A 23,675-nucleotide genomic window follows, 5' to 3' on the forward strand; every position below is an offset into this window, starting at 1 on the left:
CAAGTTGTAGACCTTCCGCACACATCCCAACGTGCGCGACAGCTCAGCTGCCTGCGCACCAGTCGGATAGAAGCGGTACTTGAACGCCCGCTTCACGCGAGTGGTCACAACTCACAAACTATCAGGCCAGCTTGTGGGGTTGCACTAGACGCCGAATCGCCTGGCGGCGATTCGGCTTCCTCTGCCCTGCTCCGCAGGAGCTTCGTTTCCTCCCCCGGCTGAAGCCGGGGGTATCTACGAAGGAGATCGGATGACCGACCCGGCCATCACGGCGAACGGGCTGCGCAAGTCCTACGGCGACACGACCGTCCTCGACGGCGTCGACCTGTCCGTCCCGGAAGGAACGGTCTTCTCCCTGCTCGGCCCGAACGGCGCCGGCAAGACCACCGCCGTGAAGATCCTGTCCACCCTCATCTCCCCCGGCCCCGCCAGTGGCCAGATCCGTGTCGGCGGCCACGATCTCGCCGCCGACCCGCAGGCCGTGCGGGCCGCGATCGGTGTCACCGGGCAGTTCTCCGCCGTCGACGGCCTGATCACCGGCGAGGAGAACATGCTCCTCATGGCGGACCTGCACCACCTGTCCAGGCGCGAGGGGCGCCGCGCCGCCGCCGAACTCCTCGAGCGGTTCGACCTGGTGGAGGCCGCGAGGAAGCCTGCCTCCACCTACTCCGGCGGCATGAAGCGCCGCCTCGACATCGCCATGACCCTGGTCGGCAACCCGCGGATCATCTTCCTCGACGAGCCGACCACCGGCCTGGACCCCCGCTCCCGGCACAGCATGTGGCAGATCATCCGCGAGCTGGTCACGGGCGGCGTCACCGTCTTCCTCACCACCCAGTACCTGGAGGAGGCAGACGAACTCGCCGACCGTATCGCCGTGCTCAACGACGGGAGGATCGCCGCGGAGGGCACCGCCGAGGAGCTCAAGCGGCTCGTCCCGGGCGGACACGTCCGGCTCCGCTTCACCGACCCGGCCGCGTACCGGTCGGCCGCCTCCGCACTGGGCGAGGCCTCCCGCAACGACGAGGCGCTGGCACTGCAGCTCCCCAGCGGCGGCAGCCAGCGCGATCTGCGCGCCGTCCTCGACCGGCTGGACTCGGCCGGCATCGAGGCGGACGAGCTGACCGTGCACACCCCCGACCTCGACGACGTGTTCTTCGCCCTGACCGGCCCCGCCGGCGTCCCCGACCAGCCCAAGGAGGCTGTCCGATGAGCTCCTTCTCCCTGGCCGTACGCGACTCCTCCACGATGCTGCGCCGCAACCTCCTGCACGCGCGCCGCTACCCGTCCCTCACGCTGAACCTGCTGCTCACCCCGATCATGCTGCTGCTGTTGTTCGTCTACATCTTCGGTGACGTGATGAGCGCGGGCATCGGCGGCGGCGGTGCGGACCGCTCCGCGTACATCGCCTATATCGTCCCGGGCCTGTTGCTGATGACCATCGGCAGCACCACGATCGGGACCGCGGTGTCCGTCTCCAACGACATGACGGAGGGCATCATCGCCCGCTTCCGCACGCTGGCGATCCACCGCGGTTCCGTGCTCGTCGGGCATGTCATCGCCAGCGTGCTGCAGTCGATCGCCAGCGTGGTGCTCGTGGGCGCCGTCGCCGTGGCCATCGGGTTCAGGTCCACCGACGCCACGGTCCTGGAGTGGCTCGCGGCCCTCGGGCTGCTCGTGCTCTTCGCCACGGCGCTCACCTGGATCGCGGTCGGCATGGGCCTGATCAGCCCGAACGCCGAGGCCGCCGGCAACAACGCGATGCCGATGATCCTGCTGCCCCTGCTGTCCAGCGCCTTCATCCCCATCGACACGATGCCGGGCTGGTTCCAGCCGGTCGCCGAGTACCAGCCGTTCACCCCGGCCATCGAGACCCTGCGCGGCCTGCTGCTCGGCAGCGAGATCGGCAACAACGGATGGCTCGCCCTCGCCTGGTGCCTGGGCCTGACCGTGCTCGGCTACTACTGGTCGAAGGCGAAGTTCAACAGCGACCCGGCGTAGCCGGCATGAGAGCGCGGGCTGCTTGCTGCAGCTGCTCCGGCCCCGGGGCGGCGTACCCCGACACCGTGTCGGCGTACGCCGCCCGCCGGCGTTCTCGGCGCCATCCGCCGGGCCCCGCCGCGGACATCGCCGGCCGCGAGTCCTCCTGGTGGGTCCGCCCTCGGCGTCACGGCCGGCCACGGGCTTCAGCCCTGGCGAACTGCCAGTATGAGCACGTTCGGCTCGGTCCTCCTAGCCTGGAGATCTCATGCGTGCAGGCGTCGTGGTCGCCGCTCACCCCGGTGTGGAGGATCTCGCCGTGCGGGCCGAGGAATTGGGCTTGCACAGCTTCTGGGTCAACGACACCCCGATGGTCCACGGTGACCCCTTCGTCGCCTTGAGCCTGTGCGCGAAGGCCACCCGGCGCATCAAGCTCGGTATCGGCGTGACCTCGCCGGCGCTGCGCTCGGCCCCGGCCGCAGCGAGCGGGTTCGCCAGCCTCAACGCCCTGGCACCGGGCCGGATCATCTGCGGGGCCGGCACCGGAAACACCGCCCGGCGTACTCTCGGCATGCCGCCGACCACGGCGGCCGCGCTGGAGCGTTTCATCGCAGCCCTGCAGGATCTGTGTGCCGGGCGCCCGACCGCGTACCGCGAAGGTGACCGGGTCCGCGACATCCGGTTCCTGCACACCGGGGCGCACGTCAACACCACCGACCCGATCGAGTTCGTCGTGGCCGCGCTCGGGCCCAAGGCCGCCGCCGTCGCCGGCCGCCGCGGGGCGGGCCTCATCTCCTTCGGCCTGCTCGACCCCGTCGCCTGGCACCGACTGCACGACGCCCGCCGCCGAGCCGTCCACGGCACGTCTAGCGACCCCGACTCCCCTGAGAACTCCTACGTGGTCACCTCGGTCCACCTGCTGCACGAGAACGAGGACCCCCACAGCGACGCGGCCCGGGACGCGACAGGTCACCTCGTCCTGTCGCTGCTGGACTTCGCTGCCGACACACCCGCGGTCGCGGAGCGACTCGGCCCCGACGAACGCGCGGCGGTGCGAGCGCTCCTGGACCGGCGTGGCACCACCGCCACCGCGCCGGACCGGTACACCAAGCTCTACCCCAACTACCTCGGACGCATCGCACCGCAGGACCGGGACCTGGTCCTGCCCTCGCTGATGAACACCCTGGCCCTCGTCGGCACCCGCGACGGTGTCCTCACCCGCATCACCGCCCTGGAACAGGCAGGTGTCGACGAACTCCTCATCCAACCGGTGACCGACCCGCCCGCCGAGATGGCCCAACTCGCCGAACTCCTCACCTGAACGCTCCGCGCGTCGGCCCCACGCCGCTACAGGGCAGGTCCCTGCCTGCAAGAGGGCCCGTGATTCCTGAACGTGGGAGCCGCGGGCCCCTGCTGTTGCGACGTCGATGCCGTGTTTGGGGAGTTGACTGGTTGCTGTTTGCGTCTCGCGAATCGGCTGGGTGGTTCGTCCTGACTGGCTTTGGCGAAGGTTCGGTGTGTGAAGCGGGCACTCCCTTTGCTGCTGTCAACAGATGACTACACTGCTGGTCAAGATCTGGCGGGCGTTCACTCCGGCGTGCAGGGCATGCGCTGTTCGGTGTGCCCGCGGGTGAGTGTGTGGTTACGGCAGGGGCGCACGGGGGGCCGGTTCGCGGCATCTGCCTGCGCCGGAGGGGGATCACGGGGTGAGTGAGACAGACGAGGCGCCTGCGGTGCCCGGTCGGCTGCGCCGGGCGCTGCCGCACAGCAGGCGCGGCCGGTTGTCGCTGATATCCGCGCTGGTGCTCGCGCTTGCGGGCACCGGGCTCGGCACGTGGGCGGCGGACACCTGGCCGTGGCCGAAGGATCGCTACTGCTGGGGCGCTTGGCAGGAGGACAGCGGCCCGGGCTTCCTCGGCGACGAGGCCTTCGGCGACGATGACGACGGGTCACGCACCGGCAAGGAGACGGCGCCCACCCGCGAGCGCCCGACCGGCAGGTGCGAGGTCGCCATCGCCAGCGACTACAAGAGCAGTTACGACGGCGACAAGGTCTCCACCGCCCAGCAGGTGTCCGTCGAGTACGGCCCGGTCCCCAAGGCCGCCGAGGCCCGGCTCGCAATGGTCCAGGACGGTTTCCTGGGCGGCGACATGGTCCCGCTCCCGGACGGTCTGCCGGGCACGGTGAACGGGCGCGGTGGCCTGCTGGTGCTCCCGAAGTCCTGCGATACGCAAGACGGCCGGCCGACCGTCGTCACCATGCACGCGTCCGGCACGTACACCAGCGGCCCCTCGTACACCCAGAACGATCCGGCCGACCTGGGCGGCGCCCGTCAGGCGGCGGTGCTGCTCGTCGCGGCGGCCAACCGTGGGATGGCGGCGGCCGGTTGCGCGCCGCACGAGCCGCTGAGGGTCAGCTCGCCGGTCTACGACCTGCCGGGCAAGCAGGAGCGCATCTTCAGTACCTCTGACGACGTCTGCGGCATCCGCGGCCTGCACCTCGACATGGAGGACATCGAGGTCCAGACCGGCGCGGTCACCCGCGACCTGCAGACGTGCAGCGTCCGTGGCGATCGCGACGGCGTGCCGTACCTGGAGCTGGCGATGGTCGCGCAGCCCCGGCTGGCCGCGGTGTTCGACGGCATCGCGGGCGAACGCCCCGCGGCCCGCGGCTGGCGCGGCACGGGCACCGTCGGCGAGAACCACGCGATCGTACGAGCCGACTGTGCCGGCCGGCCCGCCACCTTCCTGATGGGCGCCTCCACCGACCCCGGCCACCTCGCCGCCTTCGCCGACGCGGCCGCCGCCCGCCTGGGCTGCGCCCCCATCGCCCCCAAAGGAGCCGCCCGGTGAGCAGCACCGAGGACCAGCCGAACCGATACGAGCAGCCCCTGCCCGCAGAGCGGGAGCTGCTCAGCGAGCGGCGCCGGCGCCGGTGGCACTGGCGCAGACTGCTGCGCGGCCGGGTCCGGCCACTGCTGGCCGCAGGTCTCGCCGGGATGCTGCTCGGCGTCGGCGGCATGGCGTGGCAGGCGCAGGCCGGGCCGTTCGCGCCGGACGAGGTGTGCTGGGGCGCGCTGTCCCGCGACGACCTCACCGCGACATTCCGTGAGCCGGAGAACGTCAAGGCGGTCGAGGCGCCCGTGCTGCACGGTGGGCGCTCCATGGACGGCCCCACCGGCAGTTGCCAGCTGACGAACAGTGACGGCGACGGATGGGCGCTCACCGCCCGGGTGCACCGGCTGGACGACCGGGCCGGCGACGACGGCACGTGGGCTGATGAGTTCCTTTCCGCCCGCCTCACCCCGCTCGGCGGCGGCCTGCTGGGCATGGCCTCGGACAACCGCGCCTGGCTCGCCGTCCCGGACGGCTGCCTGGGCCGCCCCGGCGACTTCGACGGGCCGACCGTCGTGGACATCGCCCAGGGCAGCTGGATCAGCGACATGGAGCCGCCTACCAAGGAACGGGACTGGATGGCCCGCACGGTCGTGAAGCTCGTCAACAAGGTCAGCGCGGACCTGGGCTGCAGCGGCACGATCGCCGATCCGGTCGAACACCTACCGAAGGCCGCCCGCTACACCCGCACGGAGAAGCCGGACGCGCTGTGCGGCATCAAGGGACTGACCCTGGGCAAGAAGCGCAAGCCTGACCATTACCCCATGATCACCGACGGGCACGGCCCGGTGCGCACCTGCGACCGCAACATCACCGGCTCGCAGCCGAAGCAGCGCCTGATGACCGTCGAGGACCCGCGGCTGGCCGAGATCTTCACGAGGATGACGCTGGACGAGGGCGACCGGGTGCGCTCCGCCGTCGGCTACGGCGGCATCGGCCCCAACCTCGGTGTCTTCCGGGCCCGTTGCCAGGCCGGTGAGACGGTGTTCCTCGTACAGGCCAACGACGGCGGGATGAGCGCGGACCTGCGCACCCTATTCCCCCGCTACGTCGAGGCCGAGGCCGCCCGCCTCGGCTGCGGACCGCTGAAGCTGAAACTGCCACAGCCGGGCGGGAGCCGCTGACTCCCCCCCCGGCCGCCGTGCCGTCAGTTGCCGCAGATCCTGTCGGCAAGGGCGACGCGGTGGCGGGGCGACGGCGCTTCACCGTGCAAGCCGTACCGCAGGCCACACTGATGACGCCGAATTCCGCCGAGCAACACGCAATGAAAGGTTGGAAGTCGCACCCCCGCCCGATGCGCGACCTTGTTTCGGCCGAAGCAAGGTCGCCCAACCTCGGTTCGGCGAACCGAGGTTGGGGGTCGGGTACCTGGTCACGAACATGCCGTAGGTGCCTGAACAGTCCGCTGATATGTGTCGGGCACCGGTCCCTTGGGCCGCAGGACAAACATGCCTGACGGTCAGTCTGCACCCGGGATGACGGCCCGCCACGGCGAGCGCGTGCGGGGCGGTGCCGTACGCCGAGAGCGGGTGCGGGAACTCGGTCCCGGTGATCGCACGGTTGGTCCAGGCGGACGAGGACACCGTCCGCGATGTGATTCACCGCTTCAACGAGATCGGTCTCGCATGCCTCAACCCTCGGTGGGCGGGAGGCCGTCCCCGCCTGCTGAGCAGTGACGACGAGGACTTCGTCGTCCAGACGGCCACCACCCGCCCGACCGCGTTGGGCAAGCCCACCCACTGGTCAATCCGCAAACTCGCGGTCAGCGAGCGTCCGGACCGCACGTTCGCCTTCGACGAGTTCGGGCCGCGCGGTATCCGCCCCACCGCCGGCTCCTGCTGGCAGAAACAGGGCCGGCCCGACCGGCTGCCGGCCACCTACCGCCGCACCCACGGAATCACCTGCTTCCACGGCTGCTACTCGGTCGGCGACGACAAGCTGTGGGGTGTCAACCGGCGCCACAAGGGCATCGACCAGACCTGGGCCGCCCTGCGGTCGATCCGAGCTGGCCGTCCGGACGGTGCCCCGATCTACGTGATCCTCGACAACCTCTCCGCCCACCCGAACTGGAGAATCCGCAGGTGGGCCGTGAAGAACAAGGTGGAGCTGTGCTTCACACCCACCTACGCGTCCTGGGCCAACCCCATCGAGGCCCGCTTCGGGCCGTTGCGGCAGTTCACCCTGGCCAACTCGAACCATCCCAACCACACCGTCCAGACCCGGGTCCTGCACGCCTACCTGAGCTGGCGCAACAACAATGCCCGCCACCCCGACGTCCTGGCCGCCCGGCGCCGTGAACGTGCCCGCATCCGCAGTGAACGTCAGCAGCGCTGGGGCCGCCCACGTCCCGAAGCGGCGTGATCACGCGGGGAGGCACTCCAGTCGATGCCTGAGGTCACTCACTCATTCCGCCAACCGGAAGTGCACGATGGCGATGGTGTCGGTCGGCTCGATCTGGGGGTAGTGAAACCGCAGTCTGTCGTGAAGCCCGGCGAGATCACGGAAGCCGTCCGCTCGGGCGTCCGACTCGCTCAGCTGGGCAATCGTCTTAGCAGTGACCTGCGTGACGACACCCGGTAGTGCCACCTCGTCGTCCAACTCGAACACCAGGCTCACCGGGCCCGTCTCCACCGGGTCACGGAAACGTACCGTGGTCGTCTTCTGTTCGGCGCGTACTGCATCGAGATAGTCAGGATGGAAGTACAGGGTCTGAGTCGCCGTTGAGTGCTGCCATGAAGTGCGGTCGTCCATTCGGCGCACCCTAACGGAACGAGCAAACCCTCCGTGTCACACGATCCGGTGGATGCCCCGGGCCCCGGGCCGGTGAACGTTTCCGGTCACAGCACGAGACGGGCCCGTACCCGGCGCCGCACCTCCCCGGGCCGGTTCCGCCACCGGCTCCGGCCCGTCCGGCCCAGGTGTGCGCAGTCATCGCAGTTCCGTCCCTGTGCGGTGGCCGGCGGAATACACGCGGCAGGCGCATGACGCAGTTCACACAGAAAGGGTGACAGGGTGTTGTCGCGGGCTGCTGCGACTGTCGACGGCATGACGATCACCGATGAGGACTGCCGCGCCGAGACCCTGGCGTTCAACGAACAGTTCGAGGCTGGCGCCGCGAGCCGTCCGGCTCGCGGGCGGGCGCCGAGCGCAGCCACGCTGGCGCTCCTGCGGCGCAACCGGCTCGGCGGCGACAGGCCGCCGGTAAGACTGCCGCACGGCCAGGACCGTGTCGTTGAGGGCGGAGTGAGGGTACGGGTGTTCGTGCCGGGCCGCGTCGACGGCGTGTATCTGCACATCCACGGAGGCGGCTGGGCGTTCGGGTCCGCGGGCGGGCAGGACGAGCGGCTGTGGCGGCTCGCCGAGCAGGCACGGCTGGCCGTGGTGAGTGTGGACTACCGCCTCGCGCCGGAGCACCCGTTCCCCGCCGGGCCCGACGACTGCGAAGCGGCCGCCCGATGGCTGGTGAAAGGCGCCGTGGCCGAGTTCGGTACCGAACGGCTGCTGATCGGCGGTGAGTCGGCCGGTGCCCACCTCAGCGTCGTCACGCTGCTGCGCCTGCGCGACCGGCACAGCATCACGGGCGCGTTCCGGGCGGCCCATCTGCTCTTCGGCCCCTACGACCTGTCGATGACACCCAGCCAGCGCAGGTTCGGTTCCCGGCAGTTGCTGAGCAACACCGACACGCTTCGGGGCGGCTACGAGCTGTTCACGCCGGGGATGGGGCAAGAGCAGCGCCGTAGCCCGGAGGTCTCGCCCTTGTTTGCGGACCTGGCCGGGCTGCCGTCCGCCCGGATCGTGGTCGGCAGCGAGGATCCGCTGCTGGACGACTCGCTGTTCATGGCCGCACGGTGGCAGGCGGCGGGTGCGCCTGTGCAGCTCGGCGTCGTCGCCGGCGCGATGCACGGTTTCACGCTGTTCCCCCTGACCGTCACCGAGCGGGAACTACGGCGCGAGCGCGACTTCCTGGCCTCAGCCTGACGGTAGCGTCGGCGGCATGAACCGAACTGCCCGGCTGTACGCGCTGGTGGAAGAGTTGCGCGCGGTGGCGCCGCGGCCGCTGACGGTCGCGGCGCTCGCCGCGCGGTTCGAGGTCCACACGCGCACGGTGCAGCGCGACCTTCAGACGCTGATGCAGACCGGTGTCCCGGTGCGCTCGATACCCGGGCGGGGCGGCGGTTGGTCGATCGACCCGAAGATGACCCTGCCCCCGATCCACTTCACGGCCGATGAAGCCTCGGCACTGACCGCCGCGCTCGCCGCGGCCGGCGCCTGCACCCCCTACGCCGGCGCGACCCGCACGGCGGCCCAGAAGATCGTGGCCTCGATGGCCGGCCCCGCCTCAGCGGCGGCCCAGGAACTGGCCGCGCGGATCGTCGCCCTGCCCGCGCACGGCGACTCCGCGATCCGTAGCGCGGTGGAACAGGCCCTCGCCGACACCATGGTGCTGCGGCTGTCCTACACCGACGCGGCCGGACACGAGAGCGACCGGGTCGTGGAACCGGCCGGACTGCTCACCGCCGACGGCCGCTGGTATCTCATCGCCTGGTGCCGCACCCGCCGGGCCGGCCGGGGCTTCAGGCTGGACCGGATCGCAGCAGCGGCTCCAACCGGTGAACAGGCACGCCCCCATGACGTGACCGGACTGCTCCTTGGCTCGGCCGCCGCCGGCGCGGTACCACCCGAAGCACTGGCCCCACTCAGACCATGAGAATCCGAGGGCACCCATCCGGCGGACTCTTCCGGTCACGGCTGCGGGGACAGCCGGGGCTGTCCGGGGGGTGAGGCCGGCCGGGCCGGTGTCGGGCAGTGAGCTGTCCCGTCAGTTCTGTGCCGGTACCCGCGCGGCGATCTCCTTGGCCAGCCGGGTCGCCTCGGCGGACATGCCGGAGCCTTCGGCTGCGACCACCAGCGAAAGCCGCAGCAGGTCGTGAGCCTCTTCCAGACTGAGCAGCGCAAGCCGCTCGTCCGTCTGCTCCCTGGGGGCGAAGTCGATCTCGCCCAGGCGTGTGTAGTCGTCCATGACCAGGCACCGTACCCGGCCGTCGGGCCCTCATTCCCCGCAATAACGACATGCAGCCCCGGGGCCTGATGCCGGCCGGGGCTGCACTCGAAGACGCGGTCGTGAAGGGCGGTCGCCTACGCGGCGAAAGGCTCTGCAGGGCTTCAGCCGAACGATCGTCCCTGCAGGCAATAGGTGAGGCCCGGGGACACTGTCCCCTCCACGACCACGACCTCGACAACCATCCCCACCCGGCGAACATTCCCGGGGTCCTGCGGCGGTGGGCCCGTCGCCCCGCTCGGGGTGTTCACGGGGCCCTTCCCCCGAGCGGCGCCGTCACCGGCGGTACTGCCGCTGTGTGTGAGGGGGTGCGGGTCAGTACGCGGAGTTGACGTTGTCGATGGAACCGTAGCGGTCGGCGGCGTAGTTGGCGGCCGCGGTGATGTTCGCCACCGGGTCGGTGGCGCTGTGCGCGGTGCCGGCGACGTGGTAGGCGTTGAAGGTGGGGTCGATCACCTGCAGGAGGCCCTTGGACGGGGTGCCCTTCTGCGCGTTAACGTCCCAGTTGTTCTGGGCGTTGGGGTTGCCGCCGGACTCACGCATGATGTTGCGGTGCAGGCCCTCGTAGCTGCCGGGGATGCCCTTCTTCTTCATGATGGCCAGAGACTGCTTGATCCAGCCGTCGAGAGTGCCACCGGTGGTGCCCTTGGGGTCGGCGTGGCTGTCGCGCGAGGGAGCAGCGACGCTGTGGGCGGCCTGCGGCGCTTCGGCGGCCTGCGCGGAAGCCGGCATCAGCGTGACGGCGACAGCCGCGGCGCCGGTGGTGGCGATGCCGGTCAAGGTGAGAGTGCGCAGGCGGGCAAAGCGGGGGGTGGCGGTGGTGGCAGTCATGAAGGGTCTCTCCTGTAGGGACGTCTTAGAGGCGCCGGCCGGTATCGGTCGCGGCCTGTAGGGCGTCGGGGCGAGGCCCCGGTGCTGCGGAGCAAGAGCGGGTGGGCCCGGCGGTGTGGGCCCGGTCCGTCCTGCGGCTTGCTGCAACGAGAAACATGGTTAGCGGCGGGCGGAACCGGACGCAAGAATGTGACGTACTACCCCACTACGGAGGAATGTCCGAAATTATCCGTTTAGGGCCTTTGGGGCCCGCTTCTGGCGGGGTGAGCATCTACGATCCGCGATAGGACGTGATCTGGCTCCTGTGGGTGGCGTCACGCCCGCGGCCCCCATCCGGCCCCCGCCCGACCCTCGTCCGGCCCTCGCCCGGCCGTCGCCCAACTCCCCTCCGGAACCCCGACAAGGCCGGGTCGAGGACGCGGTTGCATCACGTTTCGCCATGGCGGTTTCACCGTCCGCAATGTCGGCGCGTGCGAGGTCCGCGGGAAGTCCGGCGCACGTACCGCCGCCCACGCCAGCCCTCTCGCCCGTGGGGAGGGCGCTGAGCTCGCTGCCGGTCGCGAAGGAGCAGAAGAAGGAGAAGAGCGAGGGTGAGGGGGAGGGCGCGGTTGCCCGTAGCCACGTCCACCGGGTCGCCCGTCAGCGTTGACGCCGGCACCGCCAGGAGACCGTCAGGGCCGCCGGCTCTGTGACGCCGGCCCAAGGCACCGCCAGATTCCAGCACGCGCCTTCGGTGAAGGGCATACGGGAGGCCTCGTTTCCGGGCCGGCGTCCACCCGGGACAACGGTCTGCGCCCGCACGTCACCGGCCGGCGCCTGCCCGCCTCGGCCTGCCCCTGCCTGGCACTCCTGTCGCCTCGCCCGCACCAGAGGCCGGCAGTGCAGCGACCGGCCGCACACACCCGGAACCTGGACTCACCGGCCTGGGTACGCGCCGACGCGGGCCAGCACGTCATCGGCCAGCTCCCGCGGGGTCAGCTCGCCGTCCAGGAACACGGTGTCGCTGGGCAGCGTGTCCGCCGCGGCCGTGCACGCCGCGATCCTGGACTTGCACCACCGCCGGTTTTGTTCATCCCTGCCGGGATCATCGGGGAAGAAGCTGCGTCCGTCGATCCGCTTGGCCAAGACCTCCGGCGAGACCTTCAGGAAGAAGTGGTGGACTTCGATGCCCGCGTCCTTCAGCGCGCCGAAGATCTCGCCGACATACCCGGGGTCGACCAGCGTCATGGGGACCAGGACGGGGCGCTGGTACTCCGCGACCAGGCCCACGGCCAGGTCCGCGACCTGCCGGCGCCACAGCCGCAGATCCTGGAAGTCGCCGGTCGGCACCTCCACGATCTCGCGCAGCACATAGCCGACCATCTCCGGGTCATAGACCAGCGCCTCGGGCCAGCGCGGACGCAGTTCCTCCACCAGCGTGCTCTTCCCGCTGCCGAAGGCGCCGTTCACCCAGACGATCACACGCATCTCCCGTCGCTGATGCCTCTGTGGGCACAACCGTCCCCGCAACCACACGCCGGGACGCCATGGATGGGGCCACGGCGCACTGACAGATCATGCCCGAACGATCGCCGAGCAGGGCGCAGATGCGATCTTCGCCCCAGATGATCGTTGGTACGGTCCCGCCATGTCCGAAGAAGAGGCCGCCGCAGCAGGCACACGCCGTGGCCCGACGTGACGGCAGCGCGCGTTCACGCGTGCGCCGGGCCCGTGCTCAGTGCCCTCTGGCCTGAGTGCCGTCGCTCTCGCCGGTCTCCAGAAGGGTCCTCAGGAACCGGTCAGGTGCTCCGAGGAATGCGCGTGTCAGGCGCACGGGGAGGGCCTGGTCGAAGTCGACCTGCTCCAGTGTGCCGTCGTCGGTGATTTCCATGATCGTCGCGCCCGGCAGGGCGAGGAGAATCGGCGAGTGTGTGGCGACCAGGAGCTGGCTGCCTTGCTCGACCAGTTCGTGCATGCGGCTCAGCAGGGCGAGGCAGCTTTGGACCGAGAGCGCGGCCTCCGGCTCGTCCAGCAGGTACAGTCCCGCGGGCCCGAAACGGTGGGTGACCAGATCGAGAAACGATTCTCCGTGGGAGCGTTCGTGCGGGGACACGCCGCCGTAGGCCGGCAGCAGTGGCCCGCCTCCGGCCCGGTCGAGTCGTTCGATCTCGCTGGCCACGTTGTAGTAGGACTCCGCGCGCAGGAAGAAGTCCGTGCGGGGCTTGCGGGTCCCCCAGGACAGGATCAGGTGATCACCCAGCGCGGACTCGGTGGCACGGGTGGCGAACCGGAAGTTGCGGCTGCCGCCCTCGGGGTTGAAGCCTGCCGCCACCGCGACCGCCTCGATCAGCGTCGACTTGCCCGCGCCGTTCTCGCCCACGAGGAACGTGGCTCCCGGCGGCAGGGTGAGTGCGCCCGAGCGGGCGAGATGCCTGACAGCGGGAAGGCTGAACGGGTACCGGCCCTCGTCCGCGCCGGGAGCCAGCCGGACCTGCTGGATGAACCTGCCGAAGGTGTCGGCCATCAGGCACTCACCGCTTGTGCGCAGCGGCGGGACTTCATCGAACCGGGCAACGTGGAGCTCCAATGATGTCCTGGCGTGGGGCAGAAGCAGCTTTCGCGGTCACGCTACAGGCCCCCGCCGGCCGTGCGGTGCGCGCTTGTGGCCGGCCCGCACAGCTGCAGCCCGGCCTGAGTACAACTCGGCTTCCTGTCAGGGAAGTTGTACTGCTCTCGCATCCGGGCATGCGGCTCTCCCCCACCGGTCCTGCGCCTGCCGGCAGCGCCGCATCGTTCGCAGGTCCTGGTGATCACGTGCGGAGCCGGATGGGCTGTTTCGCTCGGTCCGGCGTAGCCTGCCGCTTCAATCGAACACATGAACGGTCCTGCCGGCTGATCAGCCCGCCCCGTACCGTCCCGCTCCAGGGTGATCCCGCGTCCCTCGGTGGCCGGGGCGCGCCGGCCGCGCGAGCGCAGGGATCCGTCCGCGGATCCGGAGGCGGTCCTCCAGGTCCTCCAGGTCCTCCGGGGGACCGCCTGTCAGGTGCGCAGGGGTCCGGTCGGGGGACGCGGGGGGCCTCGGGCGCCCGTAGCGTAATGAGCAGTCGCCGAGGCGCCCGATCCGGAGAGGCAGCTTGGCCCAGGAACACGAGAACGGTCCGTGGTACGAGGAGCGTACGCGGCCCTACCGGCAACCACTCGCCCGGGCATTGCATCCCGGCGGTAACCAGTCCGAGAGCAGACCCGGTGGGCAACAGTTCTCACCTCAACGTGAAAGCACCCTCTGTCGTCCGTCGGCCGTGCCCGGTCACTCCGGTCATGCCGATGAGCAAGGAAGGCGATGTCATGTCTCAGCTGTTTGCTCCCACGCCGCAGGACCGGTTCACGTTCGGACTGTGGACGGTCGGCTGGCAGGGCCGTGATCCCTTCGGTGACGCCACCCGCCCCGCCCTGGATCCGGTGGAGAGCGTCCATCGGCTTGCCGGACTCGGCGCCTATGGGGTGACCTTCCACGACGACGACCTCATCCCGGCCGGCGCCGGCGAGGAGCAGCGCGAGCAGCACGTCAAGCGTTTCCGCCAGGCCCTGGACGAGACCGGTATGCGGGTCCCGATGGCCACCACGAACCTCTTCAGCCACCCGGTCTTCAAGGACGGTGCCTTCACGGCGAACGACCGTGACGTGCGCCGTTACGCGCTGCGCAAGACCATCCGCAATATCGACCTGGCGGCCGAGCTCGGCGCCCAGGTGTATGTGGCGTGGGGCGGCCGCGAGGGCGCGGAGTCCGGCGCCGCCAAGGATGTCCGTGCCGCCCTGGACCGGATGAAGGAGGCGTTCGACCTCCTGGGCGAGTACGTCACGGAACAGGGTTACGACCTCCGGTTCGCCATCGAGCCCAAGCCGAACGAGCCGCGCGGTGACATCCTGCTGCCCACCGTCGGCCACGCGCTCGCCTTCATCGAGCGCCTGGAGCGCCCCGAGCTGTACGGCGTCAACCCCGAGGTGGGCCACGAGCAGATGGCCGGGCTCAACTTCCCGCACGGCATCGCGCAGGCGCTGTGGGCGGGCAAGCTCTTCCACATCGACCTCAACGGGCAGTCCGGCATCAAGTACGACCAGGACCTGCGGTTCGGCGCCGGCGACCTGAGGCAGGCCTTCTGGCTCGTCGACCTCCTGGAGTCCGCCGGGTACGAGGGGCCGCGCCACTTCGACTTCAAGCCACCCCGTACCGAGGACATGGAGGGCGTATGGGCGTCGGCGGCCGGCTGCATGCGCAACTACCTCATCCTGAAGGAGCGTTCGGCCGCCTTCCGGGCGGCTCCCGAGGTGCGGGCGGCGCTGGAGCAGGCCCGGCTCGGCGAACTGGCGCGGCCCACCGCGCAGGACGGTCTTGCGGGACTGCTCGCGGATCGCGGCGCGTTCGAGGACTTCGACCCGGAAGCGGCCGGCGCGCGCGGCATGGCCTTCGAGCACCTCGACCAGCTGGCCATGGACTATCTCCTGGCCGCTCACTGACGCCGCCATGGGCTGCTCCCCGGCCGCCCGCTGACGCCGTGCACAGCGTCGTTGCGGCGTCACCGCGGGGGCCGTTGTTCCTTGGCCGGCAGCGACAGCCTCGGCGCCGTGCGGGTCGGGGGCCCGGGCGGGGTGGGTGGGCCGGCTCCGGACGGCCGGCCCACGCCGGGGCTGTCGCGTCCCGGGGTCAGTCGGGGCATTCTCCCGTCTGCACCGGCTGGAGCTTGGAGAGGGACACCTGGTCCTCGACCGTCCCGTTGGAGGCGTCCTTCACCGGCGAGGTCGCCGTGAAGTCGGTGATGGCCCAGTAGTGGTGGCCGTGTCCCTCCATGGGGCCCGTGCCGGTGTGCTCGTAGTCGATCCACAGCACGCCGGTGACCTGCTGGCGCTGGTAACGGTGCTGGAGATGTGCCTTGTAGCCCTTGGGCACGAAGGCACCGAAGGTCTGCGTCGTGCCGGTGGAGGAGCCCCAGGTGTACTGGTAGCTGGTCTGGATCGAGGTTTTGACCAGTTCGCCGAGTCCGATCTCCAGACTGGCACCGACCGTCACGCTGTTGGAGGTGGTGTACTCGTTGTGGTCGCTCCAGTTGATGTTGTTCTGTTCGTTCCCGCCCTGGCAGTTGGCGTAGTCGGAGGTCAGCGGCTCCCAGGTGCCGAATCCTGTGGTCGTCGGCTCGCCGTAGGGGTAGAAGCCGCACTCCACCCCGGGCATGCCGGACTGCCGGTCGACCGCGCAGTCCTCGACTATCTGCTGTGCGGTGATCTGGGTGTCGCTCGGAGTCTGCGGGTAATCCCCCTCCGGACCGCCGAAGACGGTGCCGTTCTCCAGGCAGACGTACTTGTTCTCGCAGAAGGTCGGAGTCTCGGCGAAGGCGGTCCCGGCACCCACAGCGCCGAGGGAGACAGTGGCTGCCGTGAGCGCGATCAGCCGGGCCTTGCGTCGTGTCATGAACGTTCTCTTCCTGGTCGATTCCCCCATGAGCAGGTAGCGCTGCCCTACCCCCGTAGGTTCGGCGACGGCGGCCCCGGTGTGGCTGGGGGCGGACGAACCGTCGCCCGGGTCCGGGTACGCGGCCGTGCGCAGCGGGTGGGGGGCTTGTGGCCGAAATGCCGCTACACGAAGGGGGGTTGGCGCCACTGTGACAGGCCGTCATGGTCGCTGACGGGAGATCCAGGGCCGCGGTGAACCTATGGGCAGTGGGTCTGCCCCTGTGGGCAGGGGCGGGCATTGAGCTCTGCGGGGGGGTGGTGGGGGGTGTGGTGGCACGTGGGCATCGTGGGGATGCCGAGGTGTTGGACGGTGAGCCTAGGGAATCGGCCGACTGGGCACAACTGTTCGCCCGGGAACGGCCGGAACACTCGATTCCGTTCGGCGAACTGGCCGGTAACGCTTAGTGTTTCGTGATTTTGCACCGGGACGGACGGCCACGGGTCCACGGTGTGCCGCGGGGGGCGGCCTGCCCCGCGGGCAGCGTCGCAGGTTCCGGCCGCGCAGTGCCGCGACGGGGCGGTGCAGCGAGCGTCTGCCTGGCCGAAGGACCCGGGGCGTTCGGCGCGGCAGGGGTGTTTCCCGTGTGGTCGAGGGCCGCCGGCGAGGTGGAGCAGGCGCTCGCCCGGTGACACGGCGGCGGGGCCCTGAAGGCCCACTCGACAGGAGCCCGGGGGCGATATTCGGCCACCCGGCTCCGGCAGGGAAACGGTTCCGTGCGGAGGCGGAGGCGGAAGCCGGGTGGCCGGGCCGTCACGGCCGGGCTGCGAACTTCACACGATCCCGCTCGAGGTCGGCCTCCGACAGTCCGGTGCGGCCGGCAAAGCGGGCGTGCGGGTACGGGATCGACGACGGCAGGACGGGCCGCTGCCGCGGATCATCCGCTGGATCCGTAGAACACGGCAGGAAGTTGTCGGCGTGAGGTGAGGGAGAGCTTGGTGTACACGCGGCCGAGGTGATACTCGACCGTTTTCGCGCTGACGTAGAGCTTTCTGGCGATCTCGCCGTTGGTCATGCCCTGAGCAGCCAGACGCGCGATGGTGTGCTCGCGTTCGGTCAGGTGGACAGCGCTGGCTCGTTGCAGCCGGGTGATGCCGCAGGTGTCGAGGTCGGCTGCGACACGCTCGGCGTAAGGCACGGCACCGATGCCGGCGTAGAACCCGTGGACGGTGCGCAGGTGCGGGATCGCCTCCTTCGGACGGCCGGTTTCCAGCAGCAACCGGGCGTAGTCGTGGCGGAGCATGGCCTGGTAAAGGGGGGCCCCGAGATCAGCCGGCAGAGCAAGGCCCTGTTCGAAGGCGGTTTGCGCGGTGTCGTAGTCATGGCCTGCGTAGGCCCGCAGGCCGGTCAGCCAGGAAATGACCTGCTGGTAGTGGGGGTTGGAGGCGTGAGTGCGCAGTTCTTCCAGGGTGTCTTCGGCTCGGTCGAAGTCACCCAGTCTGATCTGTGCCTCGGCGAGCAGAGGCAGCCACATGGGCATCGCCGCCAGACAGACCCCGGCGCGGCGGTCAAGCATGGGTTGCAGAACGCGGGCTGTCGCGGCAGGGGCATCCTGGGCGTGGCTGATCCACGCCTGCGCCCAGTTGCTCCACCAGGCGTCGGTGGCCAGTGCGCTTTCACGTACCGTGTCCCGGCTGATTTGATGGTGCTGTCGGGCGAGATCCCACTTTCCCTGTCCGCCCGTGACGACGGCGGCCATGGCGTGGCCTTTGGCCCGCCCGGACAAGGGGCCGTCAGTGACTTCCAAAGTGGTCGCATGCTCGGCATTGATCACGGCGTCGTCCCAGTCGCCCAGGAACCACTGACCGGCCGCGAGGAGGACGTAGTCGGCGGCCCTGACGTCGGCGAGCTGTCCGTTGCGCTGCCGTCTGGTCAACACGGTCAAGTCTCTGTTGCTCTTGCGGAAGTCTGCCGCACACAGCCGCATGATGCCCCGTGCCCGCAGCAGTCCGGTGTCCTGCAGTGCTGTCTGCTCGGGGCTTTCCGGCAGCAGGGGTACCTGTGCGATCAGTTCCCGCAGGGCTCTTTCTCCTCCGTGGACCCAGGAGAAGGCAAGAACGTACATGTAGCGTGCCCAAGCAGTGCCGTGGGGCGAAGGCAGACCCAGCTTCAGCGCTTGGTCCAGCAGTGGGAGGGCCTTGTCTCCCTCGTCGCGCCAGACGTATATGGAGCCGAGCCAGGTAGACGACAGGGCCACCGTGTGAGGTTCCAGGTTCGTGTCGCTGGTGGCCAGGGCGCGGGTCAGCAGGCGTTCGGCCGTGGCGAAGTCGCCGCGCGCGGAGGCGAGGCGGCCCAGCACGCAGTCGCGGGCCGGGGAAGGCGAGCAGTCCCTGGCGGCGTCGTCGAGAGCTTCGCCCCGCAGGGTGTCGCTCGCCACCAGCAGATGGGTGGTGGCAGTCAGCAGCCGCCTCTCCCGGGAGGTGCGGGTGTCGGAGAGTCCGGCGGCCCACATCAGGAGGTTGGCAGCGCGGGCCGACTGGCCGGCGGCGGCTTGCCGGCCGGCCTCCTGCTCGAGTTCGTCGGCCAGCTGCGGATCGGTGCGGGAGGCGGCGGCGACTTTGTGTGCCCAGGAGCCTGCGACGTCGACCAGAGGCGCCGCCGCCGTGTGCAGGGCGTGACGCTGTTGGGGCGTCATCGCCTGATAGACGGCCTGACGCTTCAACGCATGTTCCATGCGGACCGGGGTGGTGGGCTGGGCGGGCCACCATTGAACGAGCCCTGTGGAAAGCACCGAGCCGAGCGCCGCCGACGGGTTGGCCACGTTCGCGACTTTCGCAGCCAGCGCCAGCGGTACCTTCGTGCCCAGTACCGCCAGGGCTTCCAACAGCCTTCGGGACTCCGGTTCCAGCCGTTGCAGCTGACGTTCGACAGTGTCGGCCAAGGACCGGGGAACGGGCAGCCTGAGGCTTGTGTCCGTCAGCTCTTCGGCGGACGCGTCGGCAAGCAGCGAGTGCAGATGCAGCGGGCTTCCGCCGGTGTGCTGGTGAAGCCGCCTGAGTGCGGCCGGTTCGAGCTCGGTTGCAGCGACCTGCCGGGCCAGCGCTCCGACATCGTCCACGCTCAGGCCACCCAGTTGCAGCACCTGTCCATGCTTGGCCTGAGTGATCAGGCGCTCGATGTCGTCTCTGGCATCATGTGCCGCGCCCTGTCCGCTGCGGGACGAAAGCAGCAGCACAAGCCGTTCACGCCACCAGCGGCGTACCAGTATCCGCAGCACCCGCAGGGATGCCTCATCCGCCCATTGCAGGTCGTCCACGACCAGCAGGATCGGTCTCCGCTCCGCCTCCTCGCTCAGAACAAGCAGGAGCTCCGCCCCCGCCTCGACCGCGGATACACCCGCCACTCCCCCTTGAGCCACGCCCGTCAGCAAGGGACTTTCCGCAGCCTGTGCGTGCATACGCCGTGCCCACTGCTGCACCACCCCGAAGCGGAGATCCTCCTCCGCAGGATCACACGAAGCCCACCACAGGGAAAAGTCTCGCTCCAGTTCTGCTGCAGCCCGCCTGAGCAACGCGGTTTTCCCTACACCCGGGTCGCCCTCCACCACCACGAGCCACGGCTCGCCTCTTTGGGCTTCCCGCGCGCATTCCGTCAGCAGCCGCATCTCCTCGCTGCGCCCGACGAAGGACTCCGCTCCCCAACGGAATTCGGCGGCCTCTTCACCGTCTTCTGGAAAATCCCCTTTGACCATCTCCGTGCCCTCACTCAACGCCTATGGGGAGAAACGCGGCCCGTTGTGATTCCCGGGACAGGAACGGCGATGAGGTCGCAATCACCGCCGCAGGTCTGTACCACAACCCCGGTCAGTTTCCGTCAGCCGCGTCCGGCAGAACCCTCCAGCCCGTCACAGACCAGCATAAGAGCTACTATCTGGGTCTTATGGGTGATGAGGCGATGAGCAGGCCTTTTCGACCGCGCCGCGTGCGGTGATGCATTCGGGGTCCTCGACGTGGTGACATGTCCGGCCGCCGGCCTCCCGCGCCGCCCCCGTGGCACGCGTCGTCCACCCGGCGGGCCGGCGGAGGCAAGGATCCTGTCCCGCCCGGGGGACGAATCCCACGCACCCCGGCCGGACAACCACCCGGCCGGCACCGGTCACCCCCTCCCCCAGGCCGCGCAGAAGGCCGCTGCCCCGCCCCTGAGGCCCGCCGCCGCACCTGTCCGGCACCGGCACATCACCCGGCCGTGCCACCCACACGCTCCCGACCCTGGCCCCGGTCGCGGCCCGAACGTGTGCGCACACAGTGGAACCCGGAGTGACGAGTGACAGCGCAGGGTCGAGCCTTTTCGGCCGCGCCACGTGCGGATGCGGTGCTCGGCACAGGTGCCCGTCCTCGGTGTCGTGGGTCAGGGGCGCCGCGCCGGAGCCGGTACAGGGCAGGCAGGCACATATGCAGGCTTACTCCGAGCGGTTCGACAAGGACATATAACGGCCTCCTCCGCAGCCCCGGTCATGAGCGGTCGACGACACCGCGGGACAGGCCCTCAGAGTCCGGAGCAGGAACGAACCTTCTGTCGAAGCCGGCCCCGTCCTTGTCCTCCAAACCGGCCGGAAAACAAGGCCGGACCGCCGTTCCGTAAATACCCGCGGTTGGCCTCTGTACCATTCGCCGGATCCCCCGCCCGCACAGCCAGCCCCCCTTGGTGCGAGAAAACCGACACCGGCGAACCCGATCTCGGTCGGCTGCCTCATGTTCCCACATTGATATGTTCCCCGAGGTGCTGGGCATGTAGAATCGGCGACACGAGAAAGGGTGGCCGAAATGGCTCAGCGCATTGTCACCGTCTACACCGACGATCTCACGGGCGAACAGGGAGCGGACGTCGCTCTGCATACGTTCAGCTTGGACGGCATCGCCTACGAGATCGACCTCGGCATCGAAAGTCACCAGAAGCTGCTGGACGCACTCAGTCCATTTCTGCGTGCCGGCCGCAAGACGAAGGCCGGCAGACGGCGCAGCCCGAGCAGACCCGCCCCGGCATCCAATGAGACGGACACCATGAAGGTCCGGGAATGGGCAAGGAGCAAAGGCCTCAGGATCAATGATCGCGGACGTGTGCCCGGGGACATCCTGAAGGAATATCAAGCAGCGCACTGAGCCTGCGGCTCTTTTCTCGCACAACTGCCGGTTCTCCCGGCGCATGTGCGGGTCAATCGTGGATGCCGGCCCGTGGCTGGTGGCGGCCGTGCCAGAGGCCGCCGGGCGCGCCCCGTCCGGTACCGGGCGCCACGTACACCGCTCTTGCCCGGCCACACCCTTCGGCAGCCGCCTCACCGTCATCAACACCGCGGCGCGGTCTTCCCCTTCGACGCGTGCCGCCGCTGGGCCACGTCTCCCCCGGTCCCTGGCTAGGGCCCTCGCCCGCCGCGCCGAGCAGTCCTACTACACGGCCGTGATCGCGACGGCCTCGCCGTTCCGGAGCGGGGCGGGCGGCGCTCACGAGCAGACCGGCCCAGCCCTCAAGCAAACCTCGCGCTGCAGCAGTTGGAGCGGTTTACGGCACGTGCGCCCAGTCGGGCAGAACACACTCACCCGGCAGTTCGGATCGTTTGGCCACGTGGCGGCGACCGTGCACGACACGGCTCGAATACGTCGACGAGCCCGACGATCCGCCGCCCCGGATCCGGCCGCCGCAGGACCCGCACACAAAGAGTCCCACAATCATAATGCAACCTGCTAACACTCTGTACGGGTGACATCGCCCGTGTCGCTGCAGTTATGGACCGAGATGTTGCGACAGTTTGGTCTGCAGGAATTCCTATCTCTGTCTACAGCAAGAAAGGGCTGCTGTGAAAAGGGTTGGCATCTACGCAACCCTGTCTTTTGCCGCTGCCGTGGCACTGACAGGCGCAACAGCGGGCCAGGCTTCCGCGGAACTCCGCACCGATCCCGTATCCCCAGTAGGAATTACCGTTATTTTCAACAGCGGGTATTACGGTAATATCTTCAACAAGGGGGACGGTAACAGCAACAACGTTCAGATCGGTAACGGTCAGGGCGGCACCCAGGGCGGCACCGGCAACACCCAGGGCGGCACCGGGAACACCCAGGCCGCAACGCAAGGGGGCACCGGGAACACCCAGGGCGGCACGCAGGGCGGCACCAACAACACCGAGACCCAAGGCGGCACGCAGGGTGGCACCCGCAACACCGAGACCCAGGGCGGCGCCCAGAGCGGCACCAACAACACCCAGGGCGCCACGCAGAGCGGTACCCGCAACAACCAGGGCGGCACGCAGAGCGGCACCAACAACACCCAGGGCGCCACGACGCAGACCCCCGAGGATGCGACAAAGGGGCTCACCACGAGCACGCTCAAGTTGGTCACTGATCTGATCGGGTGATGAGGCCGCTGTCGCGGCGAACGAGGCCCCTGGACTGCTGAGTGAGATGTCAACGTCTCAACACCGCAGTCCCGGGGCCTCGTTGAGTTTCGTATGCGTGCCGTGCTCGTCGGCGCCTCGGTGTCGTGACCGGGGCAGGGGCCCCGAGCCCGCTACTGGTGCAGGCCGTCGACGGGGTGGACCGGCTGCTTGGCCGGCCCGGCACAGAGGCCGACGGGCCAGGAGGCTGGGGGCCAGGGTGCTGGGGGATGACGGGCTGCCGCGGGCGCGGCGGGAGCTGTGGGGGCACGGGTTGCCGGGCCGGTTCGGGTCGCCTGCCGGATGAGTACGGGGCGGCGGCGTGGGGCGGGTGCTGGTGTATGCGCCGCTGCGGCGGCGGGCGCGATCGCAGAAACGGTGGCGCTGGGTGCGGGCGAGCAGCACGGCCTGGCGTTCCTGGGCGTGGCCGGCCGGCCGGAGCGCAGCACGATGTGGACGCCTGAGGTGCTGCTACGGGTTGCGGTGAACTCACTGCGTTGCCGCCCTGGCCTGGTGATCTGGCAGGCATCGGCCAAGCCGTCCCCTCCTCGGCCGACGGACGCATCAACCTGCCGCTCCTCCAGCCAGGGGACACCCAGCACGGCCCGAACGAGCTGAAATGAATTACGAAAGCTCCTCCACCCTAGAACCACAAGGATTCCTCATGCTGAACACTCGACGTCACATGGCCCGCATCGCAGGAATTACCTGCATTGCCGCACTGGCCGCAGGAACCATAGGTGTGGCCAGCGCCGAGGCCGCGCCCATGATGAAGCACCACGCGGCTTCCCATTCGAGCGGCAACCAGCACCACCAGCACCAGGGCAATATGTCAAAGGGCGGCAACACCCAGGGCGGCACGCAGGGTAACGGCCGCGGTAATACCCAGGGCGGCACGCAGGGCGGTGGCAACGGCAACACCCAGGGCGGCACGCAGGGTAACGGCCGCGGTAATACCCAGGGCGGTACCCAGGGCGGTGGCAACGGCAACACCCAGGGCGGCACGCAGGGTAACGGCCGCGGTAATACCCAGGGCGGCACGCAGGGCGGTGGCAACGGCAACAC

The 23,675-nt window shown here is 69.5% G+C and carries 20 protein-coding genes; 12 read left to right on the top strand and 8 right to left on the bottom strand.

Going from position 1 to position 23,675, the window contains the following annotated elements; translation table 11 throughout:
- A partial coding sequence (locus ACIRU3_RS45255) for a helix-turn-helix domain-containing protein (protein ID WP_404069973.1) occupies nucleotides 1-108 on the bottom strand: 108 nt, incomplete at its 3' end.
- Nucleotides 109-250: 142 nt separating this feature from the next.
- On the opposite strand from ACIRU3_RS45255, the gene ACIRU3_RS45260 reads away from it, so the two are divergent.
- The 6 genes from ACIRU3_RS45260 (at nucleotide 251) to ACIRU3_RS45285 (ending at nucleotide 7,235) form a co-directional block, all read left to right on the top strand.
- On the top strand, nucleotides 251-1,213 hold the full coding sequence (locus ACIRU3_RS45260) for an ATP-binding cassette domain-containing protein (RefSeq protein ID WP_404069932.1): 963 nt from the start codon (nucleotides 251-253) through the stop codon (nucleotides 1,211-1,213).
- On the top strand, nucleotides 1,210-2,001 hold the full coding sequence (locus ACIRU3_RS45265; protein WP_404069933.1) for an ABC transporter permease: 792 nt from the start codon (nucleotides 1,210-1,212) through the stop codon (nucleotides 1,999-2,001). The genes ACIRU3_RS45260 and ACIRU3_RS45265 overlap by 4 nt, the downstream gene beginning before the upstream one ends.
- Nucleotides 2,002-2,248: 247 nt before the next feature.
- Complete coding sequence (locus ACIRU3_RS45270) at nucleotides 2,249-3,301, top strand: LLM class flavin-dependent oxidoreductase (protein WP_404069935.1); 1,053 nt, start codon at nucleotides 2,249-2,251, stop codon at nucleotides 3,299-3,301.
- A gap of 385 nt (nucleotides 3,302-3,686) precedes the next feature.
- Nucleotides 3,687-4,832, top strand: coding sequence for a hypothetical protein (locus ACIRU3_RS45275; protein ID WP_404069937.1), 1,146 nt, complete (start codon nucleotides 3,687-3,689; stop codon nucleotides 4,830-4,832).
- Nucleotides 4,829-5,998 carry a hypothetical protein gene (locus ACIRU3_RS45280; RefSeq protein ID WP_404069939.1) on the top strand — a complete coding sequence of 390 codons (1,170 nt, stop codon included), beginning with the start codon at nucleotides 4,829-4,831 and terminating at the stop codon, nucleotides 5,996-5,998. The genes ACIRU3_RS45275 and ACIRU3_RS45280 overlap by 4 nt, the downstream gene beginning before the upstream one ends.
- 385 nt (nucleotides 5,999-6,383) lie before the next feature.
- Nucleotides 6,384-7,235 (top strand): transposase, encoded by an 852-nt coding sequence (locus ACIRU3_RS45285; protein WP_404069941.1) that lies wholly within the window; start codon nucleotides 6,384-6,386, stop codon nucleotides 7,233-7,235.
- A 42-nt stretch (nucleotides 7,236-7,277) separates the two neighbouring features.
- On the opposite strand, the gene ACIRU3_RS45290 is transcribed toward ACIRU3_RS45285, so the two are convergent.
- Nucleotides 7,278-7,625 (bottom strand): ASCH domain-containing protein, encoded by a 348-nt coding sequence (locus tag ACIRU3_RS45290; RefSeq protein ID WP_404069943.1) that lies wholly within the window; start codon nucleotides 7,623-7,625, stop codon nucleotides 7,278-7,280.
- A gap of 294 nt (nucleotides 7,626-7,919) precedes the next feature.
- On the opposite strand from ACIRU3_RS45290, the gene ACIRU3_RS45295 reads away from it, so the two are divergent.
- Entirely contained in the window at nucleotides 7,920-8,852 is a 933-nt protein-coding gene (locus tag ACIRU3_RS45295; RefSeq protein WP_404069945.1) for an alpha/beta hydrolase, read from the top strand.
- Between the two features lie 16 nt (nucleotides 8,853-8,868).
- A complete protein-coding gene (locus ACIRU3_RS45300) occupies nucleotides 8,869-9,582 on the top strand; it encodes a helix-turn-helix transcriptional regulator (protein WP_404069947.1) in 714 nt (237 codons plus the stop codon).
- 111 nt (nucleotides 9,583-9,693) lie between these two features.
- Here ACIRU3_RS45300 and ACIRU3_RS45305 read toward each other — a convergent pair whose 3' ends face one another.
- The 4 genes from ACIRU3_RS45305 to ACIRU3_RS45320 form a co-directional block, all read right to left on the bottom strand.
- Nucleotides 9,694-9,894, bottom strand: a complete 201-nt coding sequence (locus ACIRU3_RS45305; protein WP_404069949.1) for a DUF6417 family protein — start codon at nucleotides 9,892-9,894, stop codon at nucleotides 9,694-9,696.
- A gap of 354 nt (nucleotides 9,895-10,248) precedes the next feature.
- A complete protein-coding gene (locus ACIRU3_RS45310) occupies nucleotides 10,249-10,764 on the bottom strand; it encodes a transglycosylase SLT domain-containing protein (RefSeq protein WP_404069951.1) in 516 nt (171 codons plus the stop codon).
- Between the two features lie 915 nt (nucleotides 10,765-11,679).
- On the bottom strand, nucleotides 11,680-12,225 hold the full coding sequence (locus ACIRU3_RS45315) for an AAA family ATPase (protein ID WP_404069953.1): 546 nt from the start codon (nucleotides 12,223-12,225) through the stop codon (nucleotides 11,680-11,682).
- 253 nt (nucleotides 12,226-12,478) lie between these two features.
- A complete protein-coding gene (locus ACIRU3_RS45320) occupies nucleotides 12,479-13,267 on the bottom strand; it encodes an AAA family ATPase (protein ID WP_404069955.1) in 789 nt (262 codons plus the stop codon).
- Between the two features lie 821 nt (nucleotides 13,268-14,088).
- Here ACIRU3_RS45320 and xylA point away from each other — a divergent pair.
- Nucleotides 14,089-15,258, top strand: coding sequence for a xylose isomerase (gene xylA, locus ACIRU3_RS45325; RefSeq protein WP_404069957.1), 1,170 nt, complete (start codon nucleotides 14,089-14,091; stop codon nucleotides 15,256-15,258).
- Between the two features lie 187 nt (nucleotides 15,259-15,445).
- Here the strand turns inward: xylA and ACIRU3_RS45330 are convergent, their stop codons facing one another.
- Nucleotides 15,446-16,207 carry a hypothetical protein gene (locus ACIRU3_RS45330; protein ID WP_404069959.1) on the bottom strand — a complete coding sequence of 254 codons (762 nt, stop codon included), beginning with the start codon at nucleotides 16,205-16,207 and terminating at the stop codon, nucleotides 15,446-15,448.
- A 916-nt stretch (nucleotides 16,208-17,123) separates the two neighbouring features.
- Entirely contained in the window at nucleotides 17,124-19,955 is a 2,832-nt protein-coding gene (locus ACIRU3_RS45335) for an AAA family ATPase (RefSeq protein ID WP_404069961.1), read from the bottom strand.
- Between the two features lie 1,054 nt (nucleotides 19,956-21,009).
- Between ACIRU3_RS45335 and ACIRU3_RS45340 the strand changes: the two genes are divergently transcribed.
- From ACIRU3_RS45340 to ACIRU3_RS45350, 3 genes are all read left to right on the top strand, one after another.
- The gene (locus ACIRU3_RS45340; protein WP_404069963.1) at nucleotides 21,010-21,345 is read left to right on the top strand and encodes an Lsr2 family protein; all 336 of its coding nucleotides are present in this window, start codon (nucleotides 21,010-21,012) and stop codon (nucleotides 21,343-21,345) included.
- Nucleotides 21,346-22,037: 692 nt separating this feature from the next.
- Entirely contained in the window at nucleotides 22,038-22,592 is a 555-nt protein-coding gene (locus ACIRU3_RS45345; RefSeq protein ID WP_404069965.1) for a hypothetical protein, read from the top strand.
- A gap of 682 nt (nucleotides 22,593-23,274) precedes the next feature.
- Nucleotides 23,275-23,675: hypothetical protein (locus ACIRU3_RS45350; protein WP_404069967.1), on the top strand; the 401-nt coding region annotated here is incomplete at its 3' end.

The sequence above is a fragment of the Streptomyces sp. NPDC101151 genome (assembly GCF_044768335.1).
In the GTDB taxonomy this organism is placed as follows: domain Bacteria; phylum Actinomycetota; class Actinomycetes; order Streptomycetales; family Streptomycetaceae; genus Streptomyces.

Excerpts from the sequence above, each read along its gene's own strand:
- ACIRU3_RS45260 (WP_404069932.1), top strand. The coding sequence starts at position 251 with ATGACCGACCCGGCCATCACGGCGAACGGGCTGCGCAAGTCCTACGGC.
- ACIRU3_RS45265 (WP_404069933.1), top strand. The coding sequence starts at position 1,210 with ATGAGCTCCTTCTCCCTGGCCGTACGCGACTCCTCCACGATGCTGCGC.
- ACIRU3_RS45270 (WP_404069935.1), top strand. The coding sequence starts at position 2,249 with ATGCGTGCAGGCGTCGTGGTCGCCGCTCACCCCGGTGTGGAGGATCTC.
- ACIRU3_RS45290 (WP_404069943.1), bottom strand. The coding sequence starts at position 7,625 with ATGGACGACCGCACTTCATGGCAGCACTCAACGGCGACTCAGACCCTG.
- ACIRU3_RS45295 (WP_404069945.1), top strand. The coding sequence starts at position 7,920 with ATGACGATCACCGATGAGGACTGCCGCGCCGAGACCCTGGCGTTCAAC.
- ACIRU3_RS45300 (WP_404069947.1), top strand. The coding sequence starts at position 8,869 with ATGAACCGAACTGCCCGGCTGTACGCGCTGGTGGAAGAGTTGCGCGCG.
- ACIRU3_RS45305 (WP_404069949.1), bottom strand. The coding sequence starts at position 9,894 with ATGGACGACTACACACGCCTGGGCGAGATCGACTTCGCCCCCAGGGAG.
- ACIRU3_RS45310 (WP_404069951.1), bottom strand. The coding sequence starts at position 10,764 with ATGACTGCCACCACCGCCACCCCCCGCTTTGCCCGCCTGCGCACTCTC.
- ACIRU3_RS45320 (WP_404069955.1), bottom strand. The coding sequence starts at position 13,267 with ATGGCCGACACCTTCGGCAGGTTCATCCAGCAGGTCCGGCTGGCTCCC.
- xylA (WP_404069957.1), top strand. The coding sequence starts at position 14,089 with ATGTCTCAGCTGTTTGCTCCCACGCCGCAGGACCGGTTCACGTTCGGA.
- ACIRU3_RS45330 (WP_404069959.1), bottom strand. The coding sequence starts at position 16,207 with ATGACACGACGCAAGGCCCGGCTGATCGCGCTCACGGCAGCCACTGTC.
- ACIRU3_RS45340 (WP_404069963.1), top strand. The coding sequence starts at position 21,010 with ATGGCTCAGCGCATTGTCACCGTCTACACCGACGATCTCACGGGCGAA.